Origin of the sequence: Rhizobium herbae (genome assembly GCF_019511375.1) — a bacterium.
Taxonomy (GTDB): domain Bacteria; phylum Pseudomonadota; class Alphaproteobacteria; order Rhizobiales; family Rhizobiaceae; genus Pararhizobium; species Pararhizobium herbae_A.
Map to the genome: position 1 here is coordinate 168,578 of NZ_JAEUAO010000006.1, position 23,539 is coordinate 192,116.

21 protein-coding genes are annotated in these 23,539 nt (G+C 59.5%); 18 read left to right on the forward strand and 3 right to left on the reverse strand.

The features are described 5' to 3' along the window. Window positions 1-30 precede the first annotated feature (30 nt). Together JNB71_RS21550 and JNB71_RS21555 are read right to left on the reverse strand one after the other, a co-directional pair. On the reverse strand, window positions 31-1,701 hold the full coding sequence (locus JNB71_RS21550; protein WP_220373830.1) for a peptide ABC transporter substrate-binding protein: 1,671 nt from the start codon (window positions 1,699-1,701) through the stop codon (window positions 31-33). Between the two features lie 57 nt (window positions 1,702-1,758). Beyond that, complete coding sequence (locus JNB71_RS21555) at window positions 1,759-3,402, reverse strand: ABC transporter ATP-binding protein (protein WP_220373831.1); 1,644 nt, start codon at window positions 3,400-3,402, stop codon at window positions 1,759-1,761. Between the two features lie 211 nt (window positions 3,403-3,613). Between JNB71_RS21555 and JNB71_RS21560 the strand changes: the two genes are divergently transcribed. Further along, complete coding sequence (locus JNB71_RS21560; RefSeq protein WP_220373832.1) at window positions 3,614-4,282, forward strand: FadR/GntR family transcriptional regulator; 669 nt, start codon at window positions 3,614-3,616, stop codon at window positions 4,280-4,282. A 76-nt stretch (window positions 4,283-4,358) separates the two neighbouring features. On the opposite strand, the gene JNB71_RS21565 is transcribed toward JNB71_RS21560, so the two are convergent. Continuing rightward, complete coding sequence (locus tag JNB71_RS21565; protein WP_223215949.1) at window positions 4,359-5,324, reverse strand: LysR substrate-binding domain-containing protein; 966 nt, start codon at window positions 5,322-5,324, stop codon at window positions 4,359-4,361. Between the two features lie 11 nt (window positions 5,325-5,335). Here JNB71_RS21565 and JNB71_RS21570 point away from each other — a divergent pair, with 11 nt between their 5' ends. The 17 genes from JNB71_RS21570 to JNB71_RS21650 all read left to right on the forward strand — a co-directional run bounded on the left by JNB71_RS21570 (window position 5,336) and on the right by JNB71_RS21650 (window position 23,441). Further along, window positions 5,336-6,547, forward strand: a complete 1,212-nt coding sequence (locus JNB71_RS21570) for a four-carbon acid sugar kinase family protein (RefSeq protein WP_223215950.1) — start codon at window positions 5,336-5,338, stop codon at window positions 6,545-6,547. Beyond that, entirely contained in the window at window positions 6,544-7,518 is a 975-nt protein-coding gene (pdxA, locus tag JNB71_RS21575; protein WP_220373834.1) for a 4-hydroxythreonine-4-phosphate dehydrogenase PdxA, read from the forward strand. Before JNB71_RS21570 ends, pdxA begins: the two co-directional genes overlap by 4 nt. Window positions 7,519-7,529: 11 nt before the next feature. Further along, window positions 7,530-8,255: a 4-hydroxythreonine-4-phosphate dehydrogenase gene (locus JNB71_RS21580; protein ID WP_220373835.1), complete on the forward strand. Its 726-nt coding sequence runs from the start codon at window positions 7,530-7,532 to the stop codon at window positions 8,253-8,255. Between the two features lie 78 nt (window positions 8,256-8,333). Next, on the forward strand, window positions 8,334-9,512 hold the full coding sequence (locus tag JNB71_RS21585; RefSeq protein WP_220373836.1) for a DSD1 family PLP-dependent enzyme: 1,179 nt from the start codon (window positions 8,334-8,336) through the stop codon (window positions 9,510-9,512). Then, entirely contained in the window at window positions 9,512-9,922 is a 411-nt protein-coding gene (locus JNB71_RS21590) for a RidA family protein (RefSeq protein ID WP_220373837.1), read from the forward strand. Before JNB71_RS21585 ends, JNB71_RS21590 begins: the two co-directional genes overlap by 1 nt. A 35-nt stretch (window positions 9,923-9,957) precedes the next feature. Next, a complete protein-coding gene (locus JNB71_RS21595) occupies window positions 9,958-11,280 on the forward strand; it encodes an NAD(P)/FAD-dependent oxidoreductase (protein WP_220373838.1) in 1,323 nt (440 codons plus the stop codon). A gap of 313 nt (window positions 11,281-11,593) precedes the next feature. After that, window positions 11,594-12,598, forward strand: coding sequence for a LacI family DNA-binding transcriptional regulator (locus tag JNB71_RS21600; RefSeq protein WP_220373839.1), 1,005 nt, complete (start codon window positions 11,594-11,596; stop codon window positions 12,596-12,598). Window positions 12,599-12,634: 36 nt separating this feature from the next. Then, a complete protein-coding gene (locus JNB71_RS21605) occupies window positions 12,635-13,924 on the forward strand; it encodes an ABC transporter substrate-binding protein (protein WP_220373840.1) in 1,290 nt (429 codons plus the stop codon). A 94-nt stretch (window positions 13,925-14,018) separates the two neighbouring features. Then, entirely contained in the window at window positions 14,019-14,957 is a 939-nt protein-coding gene (locus JNB71_RS21610; protein WP_220373841.1) for a carbohydrate ABC transporter permease, read from the forward strand. Then, complete coding sequence (locus JNB71_RS21615; protein WP_220373842.1) at window positions 14,950-15,843, forward strand: carbohydrate ABC transporter permease; 894 nt, start codon at window positions 14,950-14,952, stop codon at window positions 15,841-15,843. The genes JNB71_RS21610 and JNB71_RS21615 overlap by 8 nt, the downstream gene beginning before the upstream one ends. 2 nt (window positions 15,844-15,845) lie before the next feature. Next, window positions 15,846-17,564: a glycoside hydrolase family 32 protein gene (locus JNB71_RS21620; protein WP_220373955.1), complete on the forward strand. Its 1,719-nt coding sequence runs from the start codon at window positions 15,846-15,848 to the stop codon at window positions 17,562-17,564. A gap of 21 nt (window positions 17,565-17,585) precedes the next feature. Beyond that, window positions 17,586-18,629, forward strand: coding sequence for an ABC transporter ATP-binding protein (locus JNB71_RS21625; RefSeq protein WP_220373843.1), 1,044 nt, complete (start codon window positions 17,586-17,588; stop codon window positions 18,627-18,629). Window positions 18,630-19,223: 594 nt separating this feature from the next. Continuing rightward, the gene (locus JNB71_RS21630; protein WP_220373964.1) at window positions 19,224-19,508 is read left to right on the forward strand and encodes a hypothetical protein; all 285 of its coding nucleotides are present in this window, start codon (window positions 19,224-19,226) and stop codon (window positions 19,506-19,508) included. Between the two features lie 162 nt (window positions 19,509-19,670). Beyond that, window positions 19,671-20,804, forward strand: coding sequence for an aminomethyltransferase family protein (locus JNB71_RS21635; protein ID WP_220373844.1), 1,134 nt, complete (start codon window positions 19,671-19,673; stop codon window positions 20,802-20,804). A gap of 10 nt (window positions 20,805-20,814) precedes the next feature. Then, window positions 20,815-21,420 (forward strand): dimethylamine monooxygenase subunit DmmA family protein, encoded by a 606-nt coding sequence (locus JNB71_RS21640; RefSeq protein ID WP_220373845.1) that lies wholly within the window; start codon window positions 20,815-20,817, stop codon window positions 21,418-21,420. After that, window positions 21,417-22,382 (forward strand): PDR/VanB family oxidoreductase, encoded by a 966-nt coding sequence (locus tag JNB71_RS21645; RefSeq protein ID WP_220373846.1) that lies wholly within the window; start codon window positions 21,417-21,419, stop codon window positions 22,380-22,382. The genes JNB71_RS21640 and JNB71_RS21645 overlap by 4 nt, the downstream gene beginning before the upstream one ends. An 18-nt stretch (window positions 22,383-22,400) precedes the next feature. Further along, entirely contained in the window at window positions 22,401-23,441 is a 1,041-nt protein-coding gene (locus JNB71_RS21650) for a heme-dependent oxidative N-demethylase family protein (RefSeq protein WP_220373847.1), read from the forward strand. Window positions 23,442-23,539 lie beyond the last annotated feature (98 nt).

The following is a 23,539-nucleotide window of genomic DNA, read 5'->3' on the forward strand; positions in this document are numbered from 1 at the left end:
TAGGTGCGGCGGCGACGGCGGGAGGTTGACTCAGCTCTTCCAGCGCCAGCCGGCAGCATGCCAGGATGCCGTGCGCGTGTTAGAATTCGGTTCCCAGCCTTCAAGGCCCTCTTTCGTGCCGATCACGTAGGTGGCGGCAAACAGCGGAAGGAAGGGAAGGTCCTGACGCACGATTTCCTGGATGCGGTAGTAGATTTCACGACGCGCCTCCGGATCGAAGGTCTGCGCACCCTTCTTGAGCAGCGCATCCACTTCCGGGTTGGAATACTGGCCGACGTTCGATCCCTTACCGCCCTTCGCGGCAATTGCGCTGCTCGCAAGGCGGTTGGTCGCATCGGGGTCCGCGGCAATCAGATGCGTAACACCCGAGATCGCCGTGTCGAACTGTGACTTCAGCCAGAATTCACCAAACATGACGGCAGCCGGCAAGTTCGAGATCGTCATCTGGACGCCAATTTCCGCGAATGTCTGCTGCAGGAACTGCTGCACCTGCTCGCGGAGGTTGTTGCCCGATGTCGTCGAATTGTTGAACGCCAGCTTCACGCCGTTCTTCTCGCGGATCCCGTCCGACCCCGGTACCCAACCGGCGTCGTCGAGGAGCTTGCGTGCGGCATCGAGATTGAATTCCTGTGCCGGAAGGTTCGGATTGAAGTAGAATGACTCCTTCGGCATGAAGGTCTCGGTTGGTGTCACGACGCCGAAATAGACGGCGTCGATAATCGCAGTTCTATCCATTGCAGCATAGAGTGCCTGACGAACCGCAAGTTCCTTGAACTGGGGCCGCTCGAGATTGAGATAGAACGATTCTACAGAGGCACCGGGCACCAGGCTCACCACACGGCCCGGCAATTTGCTGGCCTCGTCGTAGTGGTCGGGCGTGATGTACGCCTGGTCTGTGAGGTCGATGTCGCCGCTCTTGAATTGGGTATAGAGCACCGTCTGGTCAGGAATGTATTTGAATACAACCCGTTCGACATACGGACCGTCGCCGAAATAATCGGGGTTTGCCGCCAGTTCGAGATGGTCGCCGGCCACACGCTGGCTCCACTTGAAGGCGCCGGTGCCAACGGGTGCCTGGTTGAAGGCTGCTGCGTTCGGATCAGCCTCATTCTCGAGAAGGTGCTTTGGCACGATGAAGGTTTCGGTGAGAAACGACAGGTAAGGAGCGAAAACCTGCTCCATGCGCCAGGTGATTTCAGTTGGCGAGACCACCGTGAGGTCACGCACAAGCGAATGGCCGCCCGTACGCCAGGCGCGGAATTTCGGATTGGTGATCAGTTCAAGGGTGAACTTCACGTCCTCAGCCGTAAACGGCTTGCCGTCATGCCAGCGAACATCGTCACGCAGTCGGACGCGCCAGTTCAGGCCATCCGCGGAGATGCCGCCGTTCTTCTGCGTGGGCACTTCTACCGCAAGATTGGGCTGAAGCACACCTTCCGGATCCATGCGAAAGAGGGCGTCGAAGAGCGAGAAGTGCACCGCATCGTCTACTTCGATATGTGCCATGAGTGGATTGAAGACGGTCGGCTCCTGCGAAAGCCCGACCACGACGCGACCCGCAGGTTTCTTGTCCGCGGCCCGGGCAATGTCAGGCTTGCCGATCAGGTTCGGGGCAGCAAAGCATGCAATGCCGCCGGCTGCCATCAGGCGCAGTGCATCGCGCCGAGAAATATTCGTTTTGGTCGTAGACTCTTTTGTCATTTTATTCCCTCTCTTTTGCTCATTAGGAAGCTACTGCCAGGAGTTAATTGAACTTTCTCAGCTCTCTCTGCGTCGTTCTCCCGGGATTGCAGCCACAAGTTCACGCGTGTAGTCGGATTGCGGTTTCAGGAAGATCTGAGACGGCGGGCCGCGCTCGACGACCCGGCCCTTCTGCATCACCGCAATTTCGTCGCAGATCTGGCTGGCGACACGAAGATCATGGGTAATGAAGACCATTGATACGCCGGTCTCGCGCTGGATTTGGTCAAGCAGCTTGAGGATCTGGGCCTGGATCGACACGTCGAGCGCGGAGACTGCTTCGTCGGCAATCAGTAGCTTGGGCTTGAACATCAGGGCCCGCGCGATGCCGATGCGCTGGCGCTGACCACCCGAGAATTCGTGCGGGTAGCGCCCGAAGGCGCCTGCATCGAGACCGACATGGGATAGCAACGCCCGAGCCTCTTCGCGCGCCTGTGCATAGGGCATGCCATGTGCGACAGGCCCTACGGTCAGTATTTGACCGATTGTGGATCGCGGATTTAGCGAGGCAAAAGGGTCCTGGAAGATCATCTGAATTCGAGGGCGCAGCGGCCGGAACTCGGATTCAGAGAGCTTGAGGATGTCCCTGCCCTCAAACAGGATCTGACCGCTGTCGCTGTCCTGAAGCTTGATCAGGAGCCGTCCCAACGACGATTTTCCGGAACCACTTTCACCGACGATGCCAAGGGTGCGGCCAGCAGCCAAGGTGAATGAGGCGTCCTGCACCGCAGGGACCACACGCTGGCTGCCGAACAGCGCGCTGCCGCTGCGATAAGTCTTGCACAAGCCATTGACAGTCAGGACGGTCTCGTCGTTCGCCTGCGCCTTCAGCTTTCTGTCTTCGCCCGTGAGGCGCGGTACAGCGGCGATCAGGCGCTGGGTGTAGGGGTGGCTGGGTGATTTGAGAACCTGATCGGCGGTGCCCTGCTCGACAATCCGCCCTTTCTCCATAACCACGACGCTGTCGGCAATTTCTGCCACGACGCCGAAGTCGTGGGTGATGAACATGACGCTCATATCCTTGCGACGCTGAATGTCACGGATGAGCTTCAGGATCTGCGCCTGCGTGGTTACGTCAAGGGCTGTCGTGGGTTCGTCTGCTATCAGCACGGTCGGCTCAAGGGCGAGTGCCATCGCGATCATGACGCGCTGGCGTTGACCACCGGAAAGCCGGAAGGGATACTGGTGGTACATCAATTCCGGATCCGGCAGGCCGACTTCAGTTAACAATTCGAGGGCGCGCTCACGGCGCGAGGCCTTGTTGCCCACTCCATGGGCCGCCATCACTTCAGTAACCTGCTCGCCCACCGTCATCAGGGGGTTGAGCGCCGACAGCGGATCCTGAAAGATCATGGACACGACGCGGCCGCGCAGCTGGCGCAGCTTTTTTGCCGGCGCGCCAACTATGGTCGTTCCATCGAGATTGATCGCACCCGAGGAGACCTGAATAATCTTGGGCAAGAGGCCCATGATTGTGTTTGCCGTTACCGACTTGCCCGAGCCGGACTCGCCAATAATGCAAAGGATCTGACCACGCTTGAGGTCGAACGAAACGTTTTCGACGGCATGAACCCGTTCCATGCCTTTCGGCAGGTCGACTGTCAGAGCACGCACCGAAAGCGCTGCGTCGCCTGCTGTAACAGCGTCAGTCATAACCGCCATCGATAATCTCCTTTTTCTACGCAGCTTCTTGATTGAAGTTTTGTCGCCGCCTTACGCGTGCTGCTCATAAACTCTCGAGCGGTGCACAGCTTGTACCTTCAGCGTCATTCGCAACCAATCGGCCTTGGTTCTGTGACTAATATAAGATTGGTCTTGCCATTGGTGTCAACATAGATCAAATTGGTTTCGCAAAATATTTGTTGGAGGTCATATGAGCGTGGTGTTGAAAGACTTCATTGAAGCGGAAGGTCTGGAACCAGGCGATCGACTGCCCCCTGAGCGGGACCTGGCGCTGAAACTCGGGCTGCCGCGTACCGCCCTTAGAAGGATGCTCAGTGCGCTGGAGCAGGAAGGTCGCCTCATCAGGCATGTCGGCAGAGGCACCTTCATCGCCGGCAGTGGCGTAAGCTCCAGCGCCCTCCGCCGGCCGGCAGGCAGTGACGGAGACACGTTGCGGACCTATCCGGCGGAAGTCTTCGAGGCGAGGCTGATCATAGAGCCCAAGATAGCGGCGTTGGCAGCGTTACGCGCGACCAGGCAGGAAGTCGAAGAAATGCAGAAATCAATAGCCCGAGGTAGCGCATCGGAATCTCTGGGCGAATTTGAGAAATGGGACGCCGTCTTTCATCGCATTATCGTCCAAGCCGCGCGTAACGGTCTTCTTGCCTCGCTCTATGAAGGTATTCACGCGGTACGGGCCGGTAACCTCTGGGGAAAAATGAAGGAACAGTCGCTGACCTCTGAGCGCATGACGGCCTATATCGTCAGCCATCAGGCCATTCTCGATGCAATAAAGGATCGTGATAGCAGAGAGGCGGAGCGAAACATGTATGATCACATCATTGATGCCAGAACGAACATACTCGGTCCAAGTATCTGAGAACTTGGTCTGAAAATTGGTTCTGAGCGTGGCGACGCGCGTCCACCGTCTCGGCCGCGATCCTGATGTCGCCGATTCAGCCGATGGTCTGCGTAAACTGTCGGCGAAGCCAGGACAGGAAGCTTCGTTTCCTGGTATCGCGTTCGAAAGGAAGGCGGCTCAACAGGATGTAGCTGTAGCCGTTGTTGGAGAACCCCTGGGGAGCCACCAGTTGCCCGCTTTCCACAGCGTCGGCGACTAGCGGCTCTGGGCCGATCGCAGCACCCAGCCCAGCGATTGCCGCCTCGATACTCAAATAGAAATGTTCGAAGACCTGGCCGCCGGGTGGATTTGGATCTCCGATCTGGTTATCGGCGATGTACCGCGTCCACGCATCTCGACGCGTGGCCGAATGAATGCGGGGCAACGAGAGGATATCATTGCCGCCGGAAGCCAAAAGACTTGGCGCGCAAACGGGGCCGACACGTTCTTCGACAACTGTTTCCATGAAAAGTTCCGGCGGCCAGCTGAAATCGCTTCTCCGGAGCGCCAGATCAATATGGCTCCTGTCGAAGTTTACAGGGCCGCCAGCGGCCAAGACGTGAACCTCAATCTCCGGATGAAGTGCGTTAAATAGCGGAAGGCGCCGGATCAGCCAGCGTTGCGTGAATGTCGGTTCGCACGAGAGTACAAGCGGTGCCGAACCGCCACCTTTGATTTCATCGCAACACTCGCTGATCTGCCGAAACACTTCGCTCATCGTTACAAGCAGACGCCGTCCAGAGTCAGTCAGGAAAACGGCCCTGTTTCTTCGTTCGAAAAGGGCCACTCCCAAATCTTCCTCGAGCAAGCGGATCTGCTTGCTGACGGCGCTGTGCGTGACGAACAATTCATCGCCGGCACGCCCGAAATTCAAGTGCCGTGCAGCTGCTTCAAACACTCTAAGCGCGGATAAGGATGGGAATCGTGCGGCCATATCTGTGAGATAAAGTGACGGATTTCGGTCAGAATTGATCGTTTTATCGGCAAAAGCAATAGCGCTAATATCCTCGTCGCCACACAAAAACCGATAGGATGCCGACTTTGAAGGTAGGAATTCTGGCCGATGATCTGACAAGTGCAACGGATGGCGCCGCACCATTCGTGAGCATGGGGCACAGATGCCTTGTCTTCACCGACTCCGGACGATCGTCGCCTGGAAATGTCGCGATCATCTCTGTCAACAAGGCAAGTCGTGCCGCATCCGTGAAGGATGCTGTCGATCGGGCAACGCGGGCGGCAAAAAGCCTGGCGTCCGCAGAAATCCTTTACAATACCGTTGATTCCACCATTCGCGGCCACGTTGGAGCTGAGATAACAGCCGCGCTCGCGGCGTCTGGCCGGACCATCGCAATCGTCGCTCCAGCTTTTCCTGCAGGTGGACGCACTACTGAAGGAGGTCGTCAGCTTCTTCATGGCGTGCCGTTGGAGGAAACCGCGTTTGCAAAGGACCCGCTCCACCCCGTATCGGACTCCCATCTTCGGGCTCTGTTCCGGGATATCCCAGAGGCCGAAATCCGCCACCTTGGGCTTGAAGAAATCCGTGGATTGAAGCCCGGCGAGCTGACCGCAGATCACCGGGAGTTGTTGATCGCCGATGCGACCACGCAGGAGGATCTGGCCCGGCTGGTGAAATCGGCGGCGGATCCGAAGTACATCCTTTGGTGCGGTTCTCCAGGATTGGCAATCGCACTGGCAGACTATGTGGGTCGCGCCGATAACACCGCACCCTTCGCGGCGGTCAATCTCTTCGTCATTGGCAGCGTCAACCCCCTGAGCCGAGAGCAATGCTTGCGGCTTATGCGCACCGACAAGGTCCGGCAGATCATCATCGACGCCGAGGTGGCGTCTGGCTCTGCCGACCTTGCGGCCGAGGACGCCGCTGCCCAATACAGACAATCCGGAGCCAGCGGTGATGTAATTCTAACCACGTCGCACCGAGGCGCTTCCGCCGATCCTCGGTCCATCGCAATCGCTCTTGGCAAGGCTGTCCGCGCGATTATGGAGCATCATCCGGTAACCGGCCTCTTCCTGACTGGCGGTGACACCGCCGAATCCGTGCTGAGCGAACTTGAGCTCGGCTCTCTCAGTCTTCTCGGCGAGGTCGAGCCCGGCATCCCGGTGGGCCGCACGACCGGTCCCCATCCTATTCGCATCATCACAAAGGCGGGCGGCTTCGGTTCGTCCAATATCCTGCTGAAATCAGCCGAGTTGCTTCGGGGCCTCTGGCTGGGAGATAAGAAATGAAGAAACCTGTAGGCATAACGATGGGCGATCCCTGTGGAATCGGCCCGGAAATCATCGCGCGCGTTTTCGCCGACGGACTGCCGGAGCAAGCGGTGGTGATCGGCGACGCAAAGGTGATGGAACGCGCGGTTCGGGCCCTCGCTCTTCCTCTCCAAGTGCAGCCCGTCGCGTCGGTCGATGAGGCCGTCCGCGACGCGGCACTGATACCCGTACTCAACGTCTCGGATCTCCCGAACGATATGCCCATTGGTCAGGTGGACGCTCGCGCCGGGCGCGCGAGCTACGACTATGTCGTGAGAGCGATCGACGAAGCGCTGGCAGGAAACATCGGGGCGATCGTGACCGCGCCGATCAGTAAGGAAGCAATGAAGAAGGGCGGGCTCAATTATCCGGGCCATACCGAAATCCTTGCTGAACGGTCGGGGACCGACAAGTTCGCGATGATGCTGGCAAACGACGAACTGCGTGTCATCCTGGTGACGATCCACGTATCATTGCGCGACGCAATCGACCTGGTGACGCAGGATTCGGTGTTCAGAACGATCGAACTGGCGCACAAGGCAGGCAAGGCTTATGGCATCGGCTCGCCTCGCGTTGCGGTCGCCGGCCTGAATCCCCATGCCGGTGAAAACGGCATGTTCGGACGCGAAGATCTCGACATCATCGCGCCGGCGATCAGGCGCGCCCAGGAATGTGGAATAAACGCGTCCGGCCCCTGGCCCGGAGACACGATTTTCATGCGAGCCCGCATGGGCGAGTTCGACATAGTCGTTGCACAATACCACGACCAGGGGCTCATTCCGGTCAAGTATCTCGGGATCGACAACGGCGTCAACGTCACCATCGGCTTGCCCTTCATCCGTACCAGCGTCGATCACGGCACCGCATTCGACATCGCGGGCCAGGGCACGGCCGACCATTCCTCTCTTCGCTATGCCTTCGATCAGGCACTGATCCTCAATGCAATCTAGGAGCGCTTTCGATGCCCAAGTCTCCCCACTTCATTTTCATGCTGACCAACCAGGATCGGACCGTTGCCGACGCGGCCGAGCGCCTCAAGGATGTGCTTGCCGCAGGCATCAGACATGTAGGGTTCAAGGATATTGGCCTCCCGTTCGATGAACTCTTTGGCCTTGCTTCGGCCATCAAGAAGGCGGGTGCGACGCTCTATCTGGAAGTTGTCAGCCTCGACGAGGAGAGCGAGCGCCAGTCCGCGCAGGCTGCGGTCGACCTCGGCGTCGACATCTTGATGGGCGGAACCCGACCGGATGTCGTTCTGCCAATTATCGCTGGGAGGAACATCCAGTACTATCCCTTCCCCGGCAAGATCGTTGGTCATCCGAGCAAGCTCGATGGGACGATCGAAACAATTTTGGACAGTGCCCAGCAAATGGCCGCGCTCGACGGTGTGAGCGGTCTCGATCTGCTCGCCTATCGCTTCAACGGCGATGTCGAAGCGTTGATGACGCGCGTATGCGAGGCCATTGACAAGCCCGTAGTCGTTGCCGGATCGATCGACAGTCCTGAAAGGATGGCAGCGGTCGTACGAGCTGGCGCCGCAGGGTTTACCATCGGAACGGCGGCTTTCAATGGCGCCTTCTCAGGCAGTTCCAATCTGCGGTTGGAGATCGAGAAGGAGATCGAAGCGCTCATGCGGATTCAGGCCGACGCGGGTGATATTGCACTGTCACCATTAACAGCTGGCTGAATCGAACCTTTACCGACCATTAATTGCAATCTTTACGGTTTAGCGACAAGGTGAATTTCCAATTTGGAGATCAGATAGATGGATCTAACGACGTTCGACCCCTCCACTCGCTTGGCGACCACGACCACCCTCGAGACGCTGGAAACGCCCTGTCTGGTTCTGGACGCGGACCGGATGGACCGGAATATCACCCGTCTCAGGAACCGGCTCGATGACATGGGCGTGTCGCTTCGGCCGCATCTGAAAACGGCGAAGTCTATCGACGTGGCTCGGCGGGTCATGAGTGCGGCCGAGGGGCCGGCGACGGTTTCCACGCTGAAGGAGGCCGAGAAATTCGCGGCCGATGGTGTTCGCGATATGATCTATGCGGTCGGCATCGCGCCGGCAAAGCTTGCACGTGTCGTCGAGCTGCGCTCCAAGGGCGTCGATCTCGTGGTCGTACTGGATACCCTTGAGCAGGCGCAGGCGGTTGCCACGGCGTCCCGAGACGCCGGAATGCGGCTCCCAGCCATGATCGAGATCGATTGCGATGGCCACCGCTCGGGAGTGGTGCCAATCGATGACGTTCAGTTGCTGGAGATCGGAAAGGTCCTGGCCGCAGGGGCGGAGCTGCGTGGCGTTCTGACCCACGCCGGCGACAGCTACAAAGGTGGAGGCGACGAGGCCCAGCAGCACTATGCGGAAGCGGAGCGGTTGGCCGTTGTTAAAGCCGCGCAGCTTCTTCGCTGTGCGGGTCTGCCGTGCCCGGTCGTCAGCGTCGGTTCGACGCCGACAGCCCATTATGCGAAGGATCTAACCGGGGTGACTGAAGTCCGCGCCGGCGTGTTCGTGTTCTTCGATCTGGTGATGGCCGGCATCGGCATTTGCCAAGTCGATGACATCGCGCTCAGCGTTCTGGCGACGGTTATCGGACACCAGCGCGACAAGGGTTGGATCATAACTGATGGCGGATGGATGTCGCTGTCGCGGGACCGTGGAACCGGCAAGCAAGCCGTCGACCAGGGATATGGCCTCGTCTGTGATATCGACGGGAATGCCTACCAAGATGTCATCGTTGCCGATGCGAACCAGGAGCATGGCATCATCGCCACGCGGCCCGGCTCGCACGCTCGCCTGCCCGATCTGGCGATCGGAGACCGGGTGCGGATCCTGCCGAATCACGCCTGCGCAACCGCTGCGCAGCACGCAGTCTATCATGTGGTCAGTAGTGGTTCGCATGCCGTTGAGGCTTGCTGGCCACGCTTCGGAGGCTGGTGATGTCGAACATCATTACCGTAAATACCGATCGCGCCCCCGGCCCTGCCGGTCATTATGTCCAGGCGAAGTTGGCGGGCCGGCATCTTTATATATCAGGGCAGCTCCCGATCCGCCCGGACGCGGCGCCGCTTCCCGACGATAAGTTCGAGACGCAGGCGGGGCAGGCCATCGAGAACATGCTGGCGGTTCTGGAAGCCGCAGGCGGTAGCCCGGATGATCTCGTCAGGGTGACCGCCTACATCGTTGGCGTCAGCAACTGGCCGGGCTTCAACCAGGTTTATGCTGCGCGGCTGGGAGAGGCGCGCCCGGCGCGCACGGTGGTTCCGGTGCCCGAACTCCACTACGGCTATCTCGTCGAGATCGACGCGATCGCCGTGCTCGCGCAAGACGCGCCTGCGCGGCAGCCATAGAACAGCTCCGACTAATCCAATTCAGGTCAGCCACGATGTCACCACTCCTCAAACGCATACAGAGCGATCAAGAGCTTCCGGCAAAGGCCGACGTCGTCGTGATCGGCGGCGGCATTATTGGCGCGTCATCGGCATTTTTTCTCGCTGAGCGGGGGCTGTCCGTTGCTCTGATCGAAAAAGGATATGTCGGAGGTGAGCAGTCAAGCCGAAACTGGGGCTGGTGCCGCCGGCAGAACCGGGATGAGCGCGAGCTGCCGCTCTCAGGGATATCCATGCAGGCGTGGGACCAGTTTGCTGCTAAAATCGAAGAGGACGTCGGCTTCCGACAATGCGGCCTATTCTATGCGACAGATAACCCGCAGCAGCTGGCGGAATGGGAACAATGGCTTGATCTTGCCCGGCAATTCAACGTCAATACGAAGATGCTAACTGCCCGGGAGACGCATGACAGAGTTCCCGCGCAAGGTCGCCGCTGGCTCGGCGGCGTCCATTCAGTCGATGATGGAAAGGGCGAGCCGGCCATAGCGGCGCCGACGATCGCGAATGGTGCCCGCAAGTTCGGAGCGACCATCCACCAGGAATGCGCCGCACGAGGTCTAGATATCGTCAATGGTGCCGTTGCTGGGGTCATTACCGAAAAAGGGATAATCAGATCGCAGGCCGTCCTGAATGCCGGCGGTGCGTGGGCCTCCCTGTTCTGCCGCCGATATGGCGTGCGGTTCCCACAGGCAAGCGTACGCCAGACCGCAATTCGTACACGACCCACAACCAATCTCGGCGAGGCGATCTATACACCAGAGTGCTCGCTGACCCGTAGGTTGGATGGCAGTTACACACTTGCTGTCAGCGGCAGGGCGACCTTGGATATCACGCCGCAAGGCCTGCGCTATGCGCGCTGGTTCATGCCGATGTTTCTGAAGCGACTGAGGGCTGTCCAGATTGGCGTCGGCAGATCCTTGTTTCATGGGCCCGAAGCGTTGGCAAGCTGGAACGCGGATAAGCTTTCGCCCTTCGAACGGATCCGCGTTCTCGATCCAAGACCGAGCCGCCGGACAATCGCGGCTATTCTGAAGGGCGTCACCGAACAGTTCCCGGCGCTAGGGGGCATTGAGATCGCCGACAGCTGGGGCGCTTACGTGGATTGCACACCGGACGCGGTACCGGTCATCTCGGCGTCCGATCATGTGAAAGGCCTTTATTTGGCCGCTGGCGGTTCCGGCCATGGCTTCGGCATTGGCCCGGGCATCGGCCGCCTGGCAGCCGACCTGGTTGCGAACGATAGGCCTTGCGTCGATCCGACGCCCTTCCGGCTGTCGCGTTTCTTTGACGGATCAAGGGTCGAGGTTGGCGGGCTCTGATCAGCAGAAGGCTAGTGTAGGACAAGAAGTTCCTAGCCGAGCCTGTCCAGCATCTTGTAAATACATGCCGACCAGCGGCAGGAACCAGGGCATTCCGAAGTGCCCCGGTACGGCCGGCCACGCGTGCTGGAATGTCCGAAAGTGCGATGCTTTCTCACCTTCGAACGATAAAGAGAAGGGGCGAACGGAGCGCCCCGGTCTCATCCTAGCAACAGCGCCTCGCGAGTCTGCGACCTTCGTCAACAATGAAGAGAGTTGACGCATTATGAAGCCGATGATATCGATGTGAGTAATCGATAACCCAAAGCGCTCCATGACCGTATCTCTCAACGACATAGCCGAACGTGCCGGCGTCTCCGTCAAGACGGTGTCGGGTGCACTGCATGGCGGCTCGGCACGCATGTCAGACGACACACGCCTGCGCATCAAGGAAATCGCCGAGGAGCTCGGATACGTCACCAACTTCGCCGCGCGAAGCATGCGGCAGGGCTGGATGCCGCTTATCGGCGTTATCGCCGACGAACTGGTGACATCGCCGTTCGCCACCGGGATCATCGGTGGTCTGGACAGTGGCGCGCGCGCCGCCGACATGGCCGTTTTCGCAATGACGCTCAGCGGGCGCAGAACGGTGGCCTCGGTGCTGGAGGAGATGCACCGGTTTCGCCCGCGTGCGGTGGCCTACGCTGCGATGTATCATAAGCGGGTGGAGTTGCCTGCGGAGTTTGCAGATACCGTCGGCGTGATGATCAATTGCCGCGAGGCGAACGATCGTGTGACATCCCTGGTGCCGGATGAGACCGGTGCTGCGCTGGAGATAACGAACTATCTGCTGAATGCTGGCCGGAGAAAAATCGCCTACATCAGCCTGCCGGGACTGCTTGCAAGCGAACTCCGCGAGATCGGCTTCAGGCAAGCGCTCGATCAGGCTGGCCTCAACGGGACCGAGGCCACCGTTCTGCCCGCAGTTAACCGAGCAATCTACAATGATCGCGCTCAAAGCCTCGTCCATTCGCACGTTCAGCGGCTGACGAGCTCTCCCCAGCGTCCCGACGCCATTCTGTGCGGGAACGATCGCGTCGCCATGGAGGTTTATGCCGCCTTGCGGCGTTGCGGCGCGACGATCCCCGATGATGTCGCTGTTGCAAGCTTTGACAATCAGGTCGAGATCGCCTCGCGGCTCGACCCACCGCTGACCACCATGGCGCTCCCGCATCGCGCCATGGGTCGAACCGCTGCACAGATTCTGCTTGCCGAAGACCGTGCTCCGGTCGAAGTGAAGAAACTCCCGTTCCGGTTGGTGGAGCGGTCATCCGTTTAGTAGCAGTGCATGCCCATTTCAAATGAGGAGGAATCTATGGGTAAACGTTTACTTTCATCTCTGATCCTGACAGCGGCCATGTCCGCCATGGCGCACGCGGCCGAAACGAAGGTCATCCACGTCATGCATCAGGGCGATCCCGCCAGCGTCGCGGCGATCGGCGCCGTTGCGAAAGCCTTCGAAGCCGAAAATCCCGACGTCAATGTCGAAACGATTTACGCGCCGCACGACGCATACAACGAAAAGTTCAGCGCCGCCGTCATGGCGAAACAACTGCCCGACGTGATGGAGCTCGATGCGCCGTTCCTCGCCAACTATGTCTGGTCGGGTTATCTCCAGCCGATCAAGCCGCTCATCGACAAGGACGTCCTCGATGACATGACGGACTCCAATATCGTCCAGGGCACCTATCCCGTCGACAAGGACCTTTATGCAATCGGGCTCACCGACTCCACGGTCGTCCTTTACGGCAACAGGAAATATCTCGAAGCAATTGGGGCGCGGATTCCCAAATCCGTCGACGATGCCTGGACGCGCGAGGAATTCGAGGGCTATCTTGAAAAGCTTTCGAAGCTCGACGGCGTGAAGTGGCCGATCGACACCTTCCGCGGCTACGGCATCAAGACCGAATGGATAACCTATGCCTACGGGCCTATCCTGCAATCCTCGGGTTGCGATCTCATCGACCGGACAACATGGAAGTCGGCAGGTACGCTTGACAGCGATCCTTGCGTTGATGCCCTGACCATGATGCAGAAATGGGTGAAGAACGGCTGGGTCGTGCCGCAGTCGGCGGGGACCAACCAGTTCTACGCCGAAGGCCATCCGGCGGCGCTGGCCCTGGGCGGACACTGGTTTTACGCCGAGGCCGCCGCAGCGATGAAGGACGACATCGTCGTGATGCCGCTTCCCAAGTTCGGCGCCAAGGGCGCGAGCCCGAACGGCACGTGGATCTGGGCGGTCACCAAGACCTCCGAACATCCTGACGTCGCCGGGAAGTTCATCAGCTTCATGCTGAAGGACAAGGAGTACCGCAAGTTCGTCGCCAGCAAATCCGGCTACCCGGGCTTGAAGAGCTTCGCAGCCGAATCGCCACTCTACGCCTCCGGCGGAGCGATGGCGATCGCTTACGAACAGGCGTCGAAGACGGCGATCGCGCGACCGCCGTACCCGGCCTATCCAACTATCACATCGGCCTTCATGCAGGCCGTCGATGAGGCCTTCAACGGTGGCGATCCCAAGGCGGCGCTTACGGCCGCAGCCGAGAAGATCGACGAGGACATCGAGGATAACGACGGATATCCGCCCTTCGGTGATCAGCAGTAACCAACCTTGAATCCAGACGATCGTCTTGCGATGCGGGCTCGGGTCCGCATCGCAACGGCCGCCGATTGGCCCCAGGCTCGGAGAGGAGGACTCCATGAACATGCAACAATCCACATTGCGGTCACAGGCCAAACGCCCAGCCGGGGGCAAATCGGACAGGGGGCGTCTGTTGCAGGAAGCCAGCATGCTGGCCCCTGCCGTGGTGCTGCTGACGCTCTTCCTGATCGTCCCGTTTATCCTGTCCTTTTGGACGGCGATGACGAACCAGCCACTGGTGCCTCGTCCGACGCCTCTGCGCTTCATCTGGTTCACCAACTTCGTCCGCATCTTCCGGGACGATCTGTTCTGGACGGCGCTGTGGAATGTATCGCGCTTCACCTTCTGGATTTTGCCGGTGCAATGCGGTCTTGCCTTCGCAACTGCCCTTTTGCTGCATCAGAAGATGCCGTTCCGCAATCTTCTGCGTGGCATGTTCTTTCTTCCCGCAATCACGTCCATGGTGGTCGTCTGCGTGATCTGGGGCACGCTGTTCCAATATCCGACCGGTCCCTTCAACCAGGTTCTCGGGTTCGTTTCGGGAGGATATATTCAGCCGATCGACTGGCTGGGCGATCCTGAATGGGCGATGTTCTCGATCGTGCTTTTGTCTGCCTGGCAGGCCTATGGCTTCCAGATGATCGTCTACCTCGCGGGTCTGCAGGGCATCCCGGACGAACTCTACGATGCCGCTCGGATTGACGGCGCGAATGCCTTACAGCGCTTCTGGCACGTGACCATGCCCGGCCTGCGTCCGACCCATGTCTTCGTTCTCCTCATCACGACGATCCAGGCCTTCAAGCTTTATACCCAGGTTGCGATTCTCACCCAAGGCGGGCCCAAAAGCAGCACCGAAACCGTGGTCCACTACATGGTGCGGGCCGGCTTCGAGGAGCAGAAAATGGGTTACGCGTCGGCAGTCTCGGTCATCCTGTTCGTGATTGTTCTGATCATCGCGCTCGTGCAGCGCCAACTCTTGAGGCGTTTCGATGTCTGATATTGCGCTTTCCGTATCGCGGCCGAACGAAAAGCCGGTGCGCTCCGCTGCAGGAACCCTTCGTACGATCCAGACCGTCTGCATCTTCATCGTCGCGCTGGTTATCGTCTCGCCCCTGTTCCTGCTGGCCGTTGCCAGCCTCAAGGATGATCGCTTCGAAATCCTTGCCGACATGGGCAGCTTCCGGGCATTCTGGGTCTCGAACCCGACACTCAACAACTTCAACGAAGTCGGTCATTTTTCCGGCGAACTGGCATTCGGCCGGTATCTTTTCAATTCGCTGGTCATCCTGGTGACCACCGTCTGCGCGGGCGTGATCGTCAACTCCATGGCCGGCTTCGTCCTCGCATGGGGTTCGGTGAAAGGCCGGGCTGCGATCCTGTCGGTTGTGATCGCACTTTATGTCATCCCGCAGGAAAGCATCATCATGCCACTCGTCGTCATGGTGTCGCGGGCCGGCATGACGGATACCTTTGCCGTGCAGATCGTGCCCTGGATCGCGAGCCCCCTCTACATATTCCTTTTCTACCAATTCTTCGCGCAACTGCCTAAGGAACTGCTCGAGGCCGCCCAGATGGATGGCGCCTCCATTTTCCGAATCTATCGCTCAATATTCCTGCCGCTCAGCCTTCCAGCAGTTGCAACCGTTTCGATTCTGATGGGGATCGAAACATGGAACCAGTATCTGTGGCCGATCCTGGTGACGCAGACCGACTACGCCCGGCCGATCGCGGTCGCAATCGCCACCTTCTTCGGCCAGGACAGCATCTACTGGGATCGCGCCATGGCGGCTTCCGTGCTGATGATGATCCCGATCCTCGGGCTCTACCTCGCTTTCCAGCGCTGGTTCGTTAGTTCCTTCGTCGGTTCCGCGGTGAAGGGTTGACCATCATGCATCAGGCAACCGCACCATCCCTCGAATACATGCAGGCGACGATCAGCGCGATCCTGCCTGCCGGAACAACGGCCCATATCTGGCTCAAGGCCCTGCAGGAGGAAACTCCTGCAAGCCTTTTCGCAACAGCGGATGGCATCGAGATCGGCGCTGTCACGACCGACAACACCGAGGAATTCTCGTTTCGGACCCTGAGCGTCAGCCAGGGCGGCGAGACCACGTTCAGCTACGATCCTTCGACCACCGAGCTTTCCATCGTCTACTCCTATAGCAGGCAAAGCGCGATGACCGAAGGTGTCCGTGTTCTCTACACGCGACCGACGAACGCCATGCCCGAGCTTCCGGGCAGCTATCACTTCCGTCCCCCCTTCGGGTGGATGAATGATCCAAACGGTTTCGGGCGCTTCGGCGAAAAGATCCATCTCTTCTATCAGCACTATCCGCATACGCCGCGCTGGAATACGATGCATTGGGGACATGCCGTTTCCGACGACTTTTTGCATTGGACGCATCTTCCGGTCTTCCTTTTTCCGCCTTCGGAGCTTTCAGCGCGGGCCGATGGGCTGGGCGGCGCTTATTCCGGTTCGGCAATAGCCTTGCCGGGAGAGCAGGGTGGCGTCCGCATCTTCTTCACCGAGCACATCAAGGGCCGCCGGCCAGAAGAACAGAGACAATTCGCGATGAAGATCGAGGATATGATCAGTGCGGATGCCGCCGAACTGATCCTGCCGCAGCGCCCAGAGGGCCTGGATCTGAAGCTGGATTTCCGCGATCCTTACGTCTTTAAAGGGCCGGACGGCCGCTGGAAGATGCTGCTGGGAAGTCGCGACCACAGCGGGGGCGTCATCCTGCTGTATGAGACGGATGATCCGCAGGCAGCAGGAGGCTGGCGTTTCATCGGTGTCCTCCATCGCGAGGACCGTTTCAAAAAGAAACCCGCAGAATGCCCTTGCATGGTGCCGCTCGGCGGGGCGCCGGACGACCCGGATACTCGATGGGCGCTCATCTTTGGGCTTTTGACCAGCCGGGACCTAGCGACCGGCCGGCACAATATCGCGATCGCTACTGTCGGCCGGTTCGACGGGATGAGCTTCGCACCTGAATTCGAACAGGAGCTCGACTTCGGCACCGACGCATACGCGTTCCAAGCTTTCGTCGATCGGTCCGGACCAGTGGGCATCGCCTGGCTCGCCAACTGGAGCGATGTGTCCAAGGACGCTGATATGCCGACGGCGATGACTTTGCCGCGCCGTCTTCTGCTTCGGGACGGTGCGCTTCTGACGCCGCCCGTCGATGCTGTCTTGACACTTCGCCAGAACCGTATCGACAGCGACGGACTTCTGGCCGGCGAGACCGTCTGCCTCGGCAATGGAATGGTGGAAATTTTCCTGGATCTTTCCTCGCCCGGGAATGCCTTCAAGCTGGAATTCGAACATCCGGAGACCGAATTGTCGGTGCAACTCGACAGTGAGGGACTGAGCATCCCCTTCGCCCGTGCAGGCGATACGATATTTCCGCGCTACATCGCGGCTGGAGCGCGCCCTTCGTCCATCCGCATTTTTCTCGATGCCGGCTCAATCGAAGTCTTTGCCGACGACGGCCGATGGACTGGAACGAAACGCCTGCCCGGCTTCGAGGGAGTCCGGACGGCTCGCCTGCACGCCCCGGACGGCAATATCGCGTCGGCCGGTATCTGGCAGCTCAAGCTATAAATTTGGGAGGAAGAAACGAAAATGGCATCGGTTACAATCGACAATGCCCGCAAGCAATTTGGCGCCCTTTCGGTGATCCACGGCGTTTCCGTCGACATTGAAGACGGTGAATTCGTCACCCTGGTCGGTCCCTCGGGTTGCGGGAAGTCGACGCTCCTGCGGATGCTCGCAGGGCTCGAGGAGATTAGCGACGGTGAAATCCGCATCGGCGGCCGGGTGGTGAACAACATCGCACCCAAGGAGCGCGATATTGCCATGGTCTTTCAGAGCTATGCGCTCTATCCGCACATGACTGTCGCGGAGAATATGGGATTTGCGCTGAAGCTTCAGGGCCGCGACAAAGCCACCATCAACAAGCTGGTAACGGAGGCCGCCGATATCCTCGCGCTCGGGCCATTGCTCGACCGTCTGCCGAAGCAACTGTCCGGCGGCCAACGCCAGCGCGTCGCCATGGGCAGGGCGATCGTGCGCCATCCGCAGGTCTTCCTTTTCGACGAGCCGCTGTCGAACCTCGATGCCAAGCTGCGCGTCACGATGCGGGCCGAGATCAAAGAACTGCACCAGCGCCTCAAGACAACGACGGTCTATGTCACGCACGACCAGATCGAGGCGATGACGATGGCCGACAAGATCGTCGTGATGCGCAACGGTCGGATCGAGCAGATCGGCAAGCCGCTCGAGCTTTTCGACCGCCCGGCCAACACCTTCGTCGCCTCCTTCATCGGCTCGCCCTCGATGAACCTCTTCGAGGGGACGATTGACAGCGGCAGGTTAATCCTGGATGGAGCAGACCTTCCACTCCCGGCGGGCCACGAGTATGCCGCCACCAAGACCTACGGCATCCGTCCCGAGCACTTCTCGATCCGGGATGGTGGCGTTCCGGCAACCATCGTCGTAGTCGAGCCGACCGGCTCGGAAACCCACGTCAACGCTAAACTCGGAAGCGCACATGTCACACTGCTCTTGCGAGAAAGAGTTGAACTGCAACCGGGTCAAGAGATTTCGATCGCTCCCGATCTCTCCAAGGTTCATCTCTTCGACAAGGACGGGCTCCGCTTGAACTGAACCCAGCAGCCCGCGCAAGGTTTGGCTGGAGCGCGCTACCTCCATTTCATTTTCGACCTGCACGGGGCAGAGTGGCATTGATTGTCAAGTTCTATACCGGGGCGCTATTCGCAGGATATTCCGGATATCGACAAAGGTCGCCGTCTCGGTGAACGTGTCGCTGCGTGCCGCTGGGCGAGTGTTTCGGCCATCGCGAGGAAATTTGCGACTTCCCGGCGGACGATCACGCGCCTACGAGATGAAAGTTACGCTCCGTTCGCTCGTGAGAGCGCAGGAGTTTGAACTGCTCTTGTCCGGACCCCTATTTGTCGTGAATCCGCGAGGGCCGATCACCCCGGAGGGAGTGACCCGCCCGCGACCGATTTACTCAGCCGAACTAAGCGTCATGAGCGATGCTCCCGCCTCCAACCTCGTGTTCAGCCACGGCAGGGGCAAGGTGACGGTTGCTACCCGGTGTGTTCCGGCCGCGTTGGAAAACCCCTTGATGGAATCGCACCACGGCCACCTTCGACAACATATCCGACGAGGTGCTGGTCCCACGCATGGCGCCGCGATGGTGTCGGTGGCCGAGGTCTTCCAGGACTCGGCGAGAGATTGCAGATCGTTTCCTCGTTCGGCATCACTCCGAAATCGCTTCGGCGGATTCTGCAGATCACCGAAGGTATCACCGCCAAAATCTTCCATATGATCGACACCCTCGCGGTCAACGCCATCGAGAGTGGCCGCGAATGCATCACCGAGGAGTCGGTTGAGGCCACAGAAGCGCCTACCGAAAGGGAAACCCCGGAGAAGCGCGTACAGCAGCATGAAGTCGACATCGGTTGCCTGAATGTCCTGTTTTTGGCGCCGGCTTATCGGTCATTTGGATCTTGGTTGTGAGAATAGTCTGATATCCTTCGGGCAGACCCTGAAACCATCGCTTTTACAACGGCGGTGCATTTTCCCTTGAGAAATCCGTTCGCCGGACTTGCCGTTCGGAAAAACGCGCATATACTCAGGAATAATTATTTCCACAGAGTGAAATAACTAAGGGAACAAATCATGGCATTGAGCTGGCGTTTTTCCGCCCTTGCAGACCGGCATCGGGCGCTGGGGTCAAAACTCGAAGACTGGAGCGGCATGGGAACCGCCTGGACCTACGAAAAGGATATTTACGAGGAGCACATTGCCGTGCGCACCAAGGCCGGCATCATGGATGTCTCCGGCCTGAAGAAGGTTCATCTCGTTGGCCCGCACGCGATTGCCGTCCTCGACTACATCACCACGCGCGACATGACGAAGCTCTATCCGGGCAAGTCGGTCTACGCCTGCATGCTGAACGATCGCGGCCATTTCACCGATGACTGCATCGTCTATCGCAATGGTCCGAATTCCTGGATGCTGGTGCACGGCTCGGGCTCCGGCCACGAGGAGATCGTCAAGCAGGCCGCCGGTCGCAACTGCGCCGTCCTGTTCGATGACGATCTGCATGACCTCTCGCTGCAAGGCCCGCTCGCCGTCGATTATCTCGAAAAATACGTGCCTGGGATTCGCGAGCTCAAATATTTCCATCACATGCAGACAACACTGTTTGGCGCACCCGTGATGATTTCGCGCACCGGCTATACCGGTGAGCGCGGCTACGAAATCTTCGTGCGCGGCCAGGATGCCGGCATGGTCTGGGACCGGATCGTCGATGAAGGCAAGGCGATGGGCATCATCCCTGTCTGCTTCAGCGTTCTCGACATGCTGCGCGTCGAAAGTTACCTCTTGTTCTATCCCTACGACAATTCTCAGATGTATCCGTTTGCCAACGAGCAACCGGGCGATAGCCTGTGGGAGCTCGGCCTCGATTTCACCGTCAGCCCCGGCAAGACCGGCTTCCGCGGCGCCGAAGAACACGCTCGCCTCAAGGGCAAGGAGCGATTCAAGATCTTCGGCCTCCTGGTCGATGCAGAAGGTCCGACCGATCTCGGCGACGAGGTCTGGGCCGACGACAAGAAGGTCGGCGTCATCACCTGCCCGTCCTATTCCAAGCTCACCAACCGCTCGATGGCGATCATGCGGGTCGACGTGCCTTACGCAGTGCAAGGCACCAGGCTCGAGGTAAGGGGCAAAAAAGTCAGCGCGCCGGCAATCGCCCATACGATCACCTTCGACGATCCGGAGAAGAAGAAGCGGACGGCGCAGGGCTGAGGAGATCGGCATGCTCGTTGCAGGGATCAAAAGCAGACCGGAATACAAGGGGCTCGACGTCGATCCCCACGCCAAACGCCACCTCTTCGCCCTCGAGGGCGAAGGGGCCGCCGCCTTGATCGATCAGGTCGGGATCAAAGGTAAGGAGTTCCTTTCGAAATCCGAGATACTCTATCTGCCCGCGGGTTCTGCCCCGAAGGACTATGGGACCTCTCTTTCAGCGCTCGGCCCCGACAGCTTCTGGCAGGCACCGACACTCCAGCCGCTCCTCTTTCGTTTTCGTGCCTGTCTCGATCTCGCGCGGATGGGAACGCGGCTCTACATCGCCGGGACAGAAGGCTTCATCGGCCAGATCATGCAGGTCGCGATGGAATACGGCATCGACTACAATTCGATCCACACCGAGCATCGCGGCTCGACAGCCAGGCGCGTGCAGTGCGTGCACTGCAAGGGCATTACCGACAATGTGACGACGAGCCCCTTTGCCTGCACTCATTGCGGCCTGCCGCTTCTGGTGCGGGATCATTACTCCCGACGGCTCGGCGCCTTTCAGGGCGTCAACATCGATGCGGAAGAACCGGGTACCGCCCCAGCGCCCGAGGAGATGTTCCCGTGAGCTTGAATACGGATATGCCCGTCAGGGTCGCAGCGGTAACGCAAGTGACCGACCTTGTAAAACGCTTCCGCTTCGAGCGGATGGACGGCCATCCCATGCCGTTCTTCTCCGGCGGTGCCCATGTCGTCGTGTCGATGAACGACAACGGCATTCTGCGCCGGAATCCCTATTCGCTGATGTCCAATCCCGACGACAGCAGCGCCTACGAAATAAGCGTGCTGAGGGTCCCCAACTCGCGCGGCGGCTCGATTTTCATGCATGAACAGGTCCGGCCCGGCGACCAACTGACCGTCAGCCAGCCGGTCAATCTCTTCGCGCCGGACCATCGCGGCCGCAAGCACATCCTGTTCGCCGGCGGCATCGGCATCACGCCGTTTATCGCCATGATGGAGCAGTTCAGCCGCGACAACATCGCCTTCGAACTGCACTACGCCATCCGCTCACGCTCGCACGGCGCCTATTGGCAGCAATTGCTCGACCGCTACGGCCCGCGTCGCATCAAGATCTACGTCGATGAGGAAAAGACCTATATCCCGGTCGCCGAGATCGCCGACAACCAGCCGCTTGGCACCCATCTCTATGTCTGTGGCCCGGCCGGCATGATCGACGGCGTGCTGATGACGGCGCTCGAGGCCGGATGGCCGAAGGAGAACCTCCATTCGGAGCGCTTCCTCGCCCCTCCCGCCGGCCAGCCGTTCCAGGTCTTCCTGGAGACCTCCAACATCCACATGACCGTCGGCGAGCATCAAAGCATCCTCGAGGCGGCCGAAGCCCATGGCTGCGACGCCCCCTACATGTGCCGCGGCGGCGCCTGCGGCCAGTGCGAGACGGAGGTGCTCTCCTGCGACGGCACGCTTCAGCACAACGACATTTACCTGTCGGACGAAGAAAAGGCGTCCGGCAAGAAGATCATGATCTGTGTATCGCGTTTCAAAGGCCAGCAACTCGTTCTTCAACTCTAGTGCCACGGAGCCGGAAAGATGACCATCACGTTCAGGAACGAGACGTTCCGCGACGACTTCACCTTCCGCAACAGCCTTTACAACATCAGGCGCTTTCCCTTTCCCTTCGACCGCGACGAATACATGTACTCGGTCAACATGGAGCCGCATGTCCGGGGCAAAAAAGACAGCGTCTTCGAGAACCTGATCGACGTCGACGAGCACTACGTCGCCGAAATGCACGACCGGGCACTGGTCTTGAAGGAAGACCCTTTGCGCTGCCAGGCCCTGCCGCACATGATGGCGGCGCAATGGGATACGCTGGAACTCCTGATGGAACATCAGGCCCAGGACTATCCCGAGCATTTCACGCTCACCAAGAACGGCGACCGCTGGCGCTGGATCAACCGGCCGATGGGCATCGACGACACCTTCACCTTCGGTGATCCCTCCACCCTGCCCTATCCGCCGATGGAATACATCACGCGCCAGGCCCAGGGTGATTTCTGCATCGTCGACCAGCGCGACAATAATCTCTGGATGGATGCCGGCATGGTCACCACCCAGGCCGATTGGTCGCTCGACTTCGACATTGGAATGAATTTCATGGAATGGCACGGACCCGTGCCGCTCGCGCATCAGATCGGCGTCTTCGACCGGGCGCTGAAATTCCTGCTCAACCTGCAGCAGGGCAAGCCCACCCGCAGGCTCAACTGGACGATGACGGTCAACCCGCGTCTCGATACCAGCCCGGAGAATTACCATAAATGGGGGCCGGATCGCACGACGGTAACGCCCGAGAACGTCGGCGAGAAGATGCACCTGCGCGTCGAGCTGCAAAGCCTCTGGCGCCTGCCGCGCTCCAACGCCATCCTCTTCGTCATCCGCTGCTATCTCATCAGTTTCAACGAACTGGTGACCGTGCCGAAATGGGGCCGCCGGCTGCCGCGGGTGCTGAAAAGCCTGCCGCCGGAGATCGTCGACTACAAGGGCCTCTCCCGCAACCGCCCGATCATGCTGGACTGGCTGGCGAAATATGACGACGGGGCTCCGACGAGTGCGGGAATTTTCCCGGATTGAACAACAGAATTTTGAGGCGGTGAAGGTGACCTCCTCCCTCCGTCATTCCTGTGCTTGTCACAGGAAACCAGTCACGCGACGTCTGTCGCGTGAAAGAG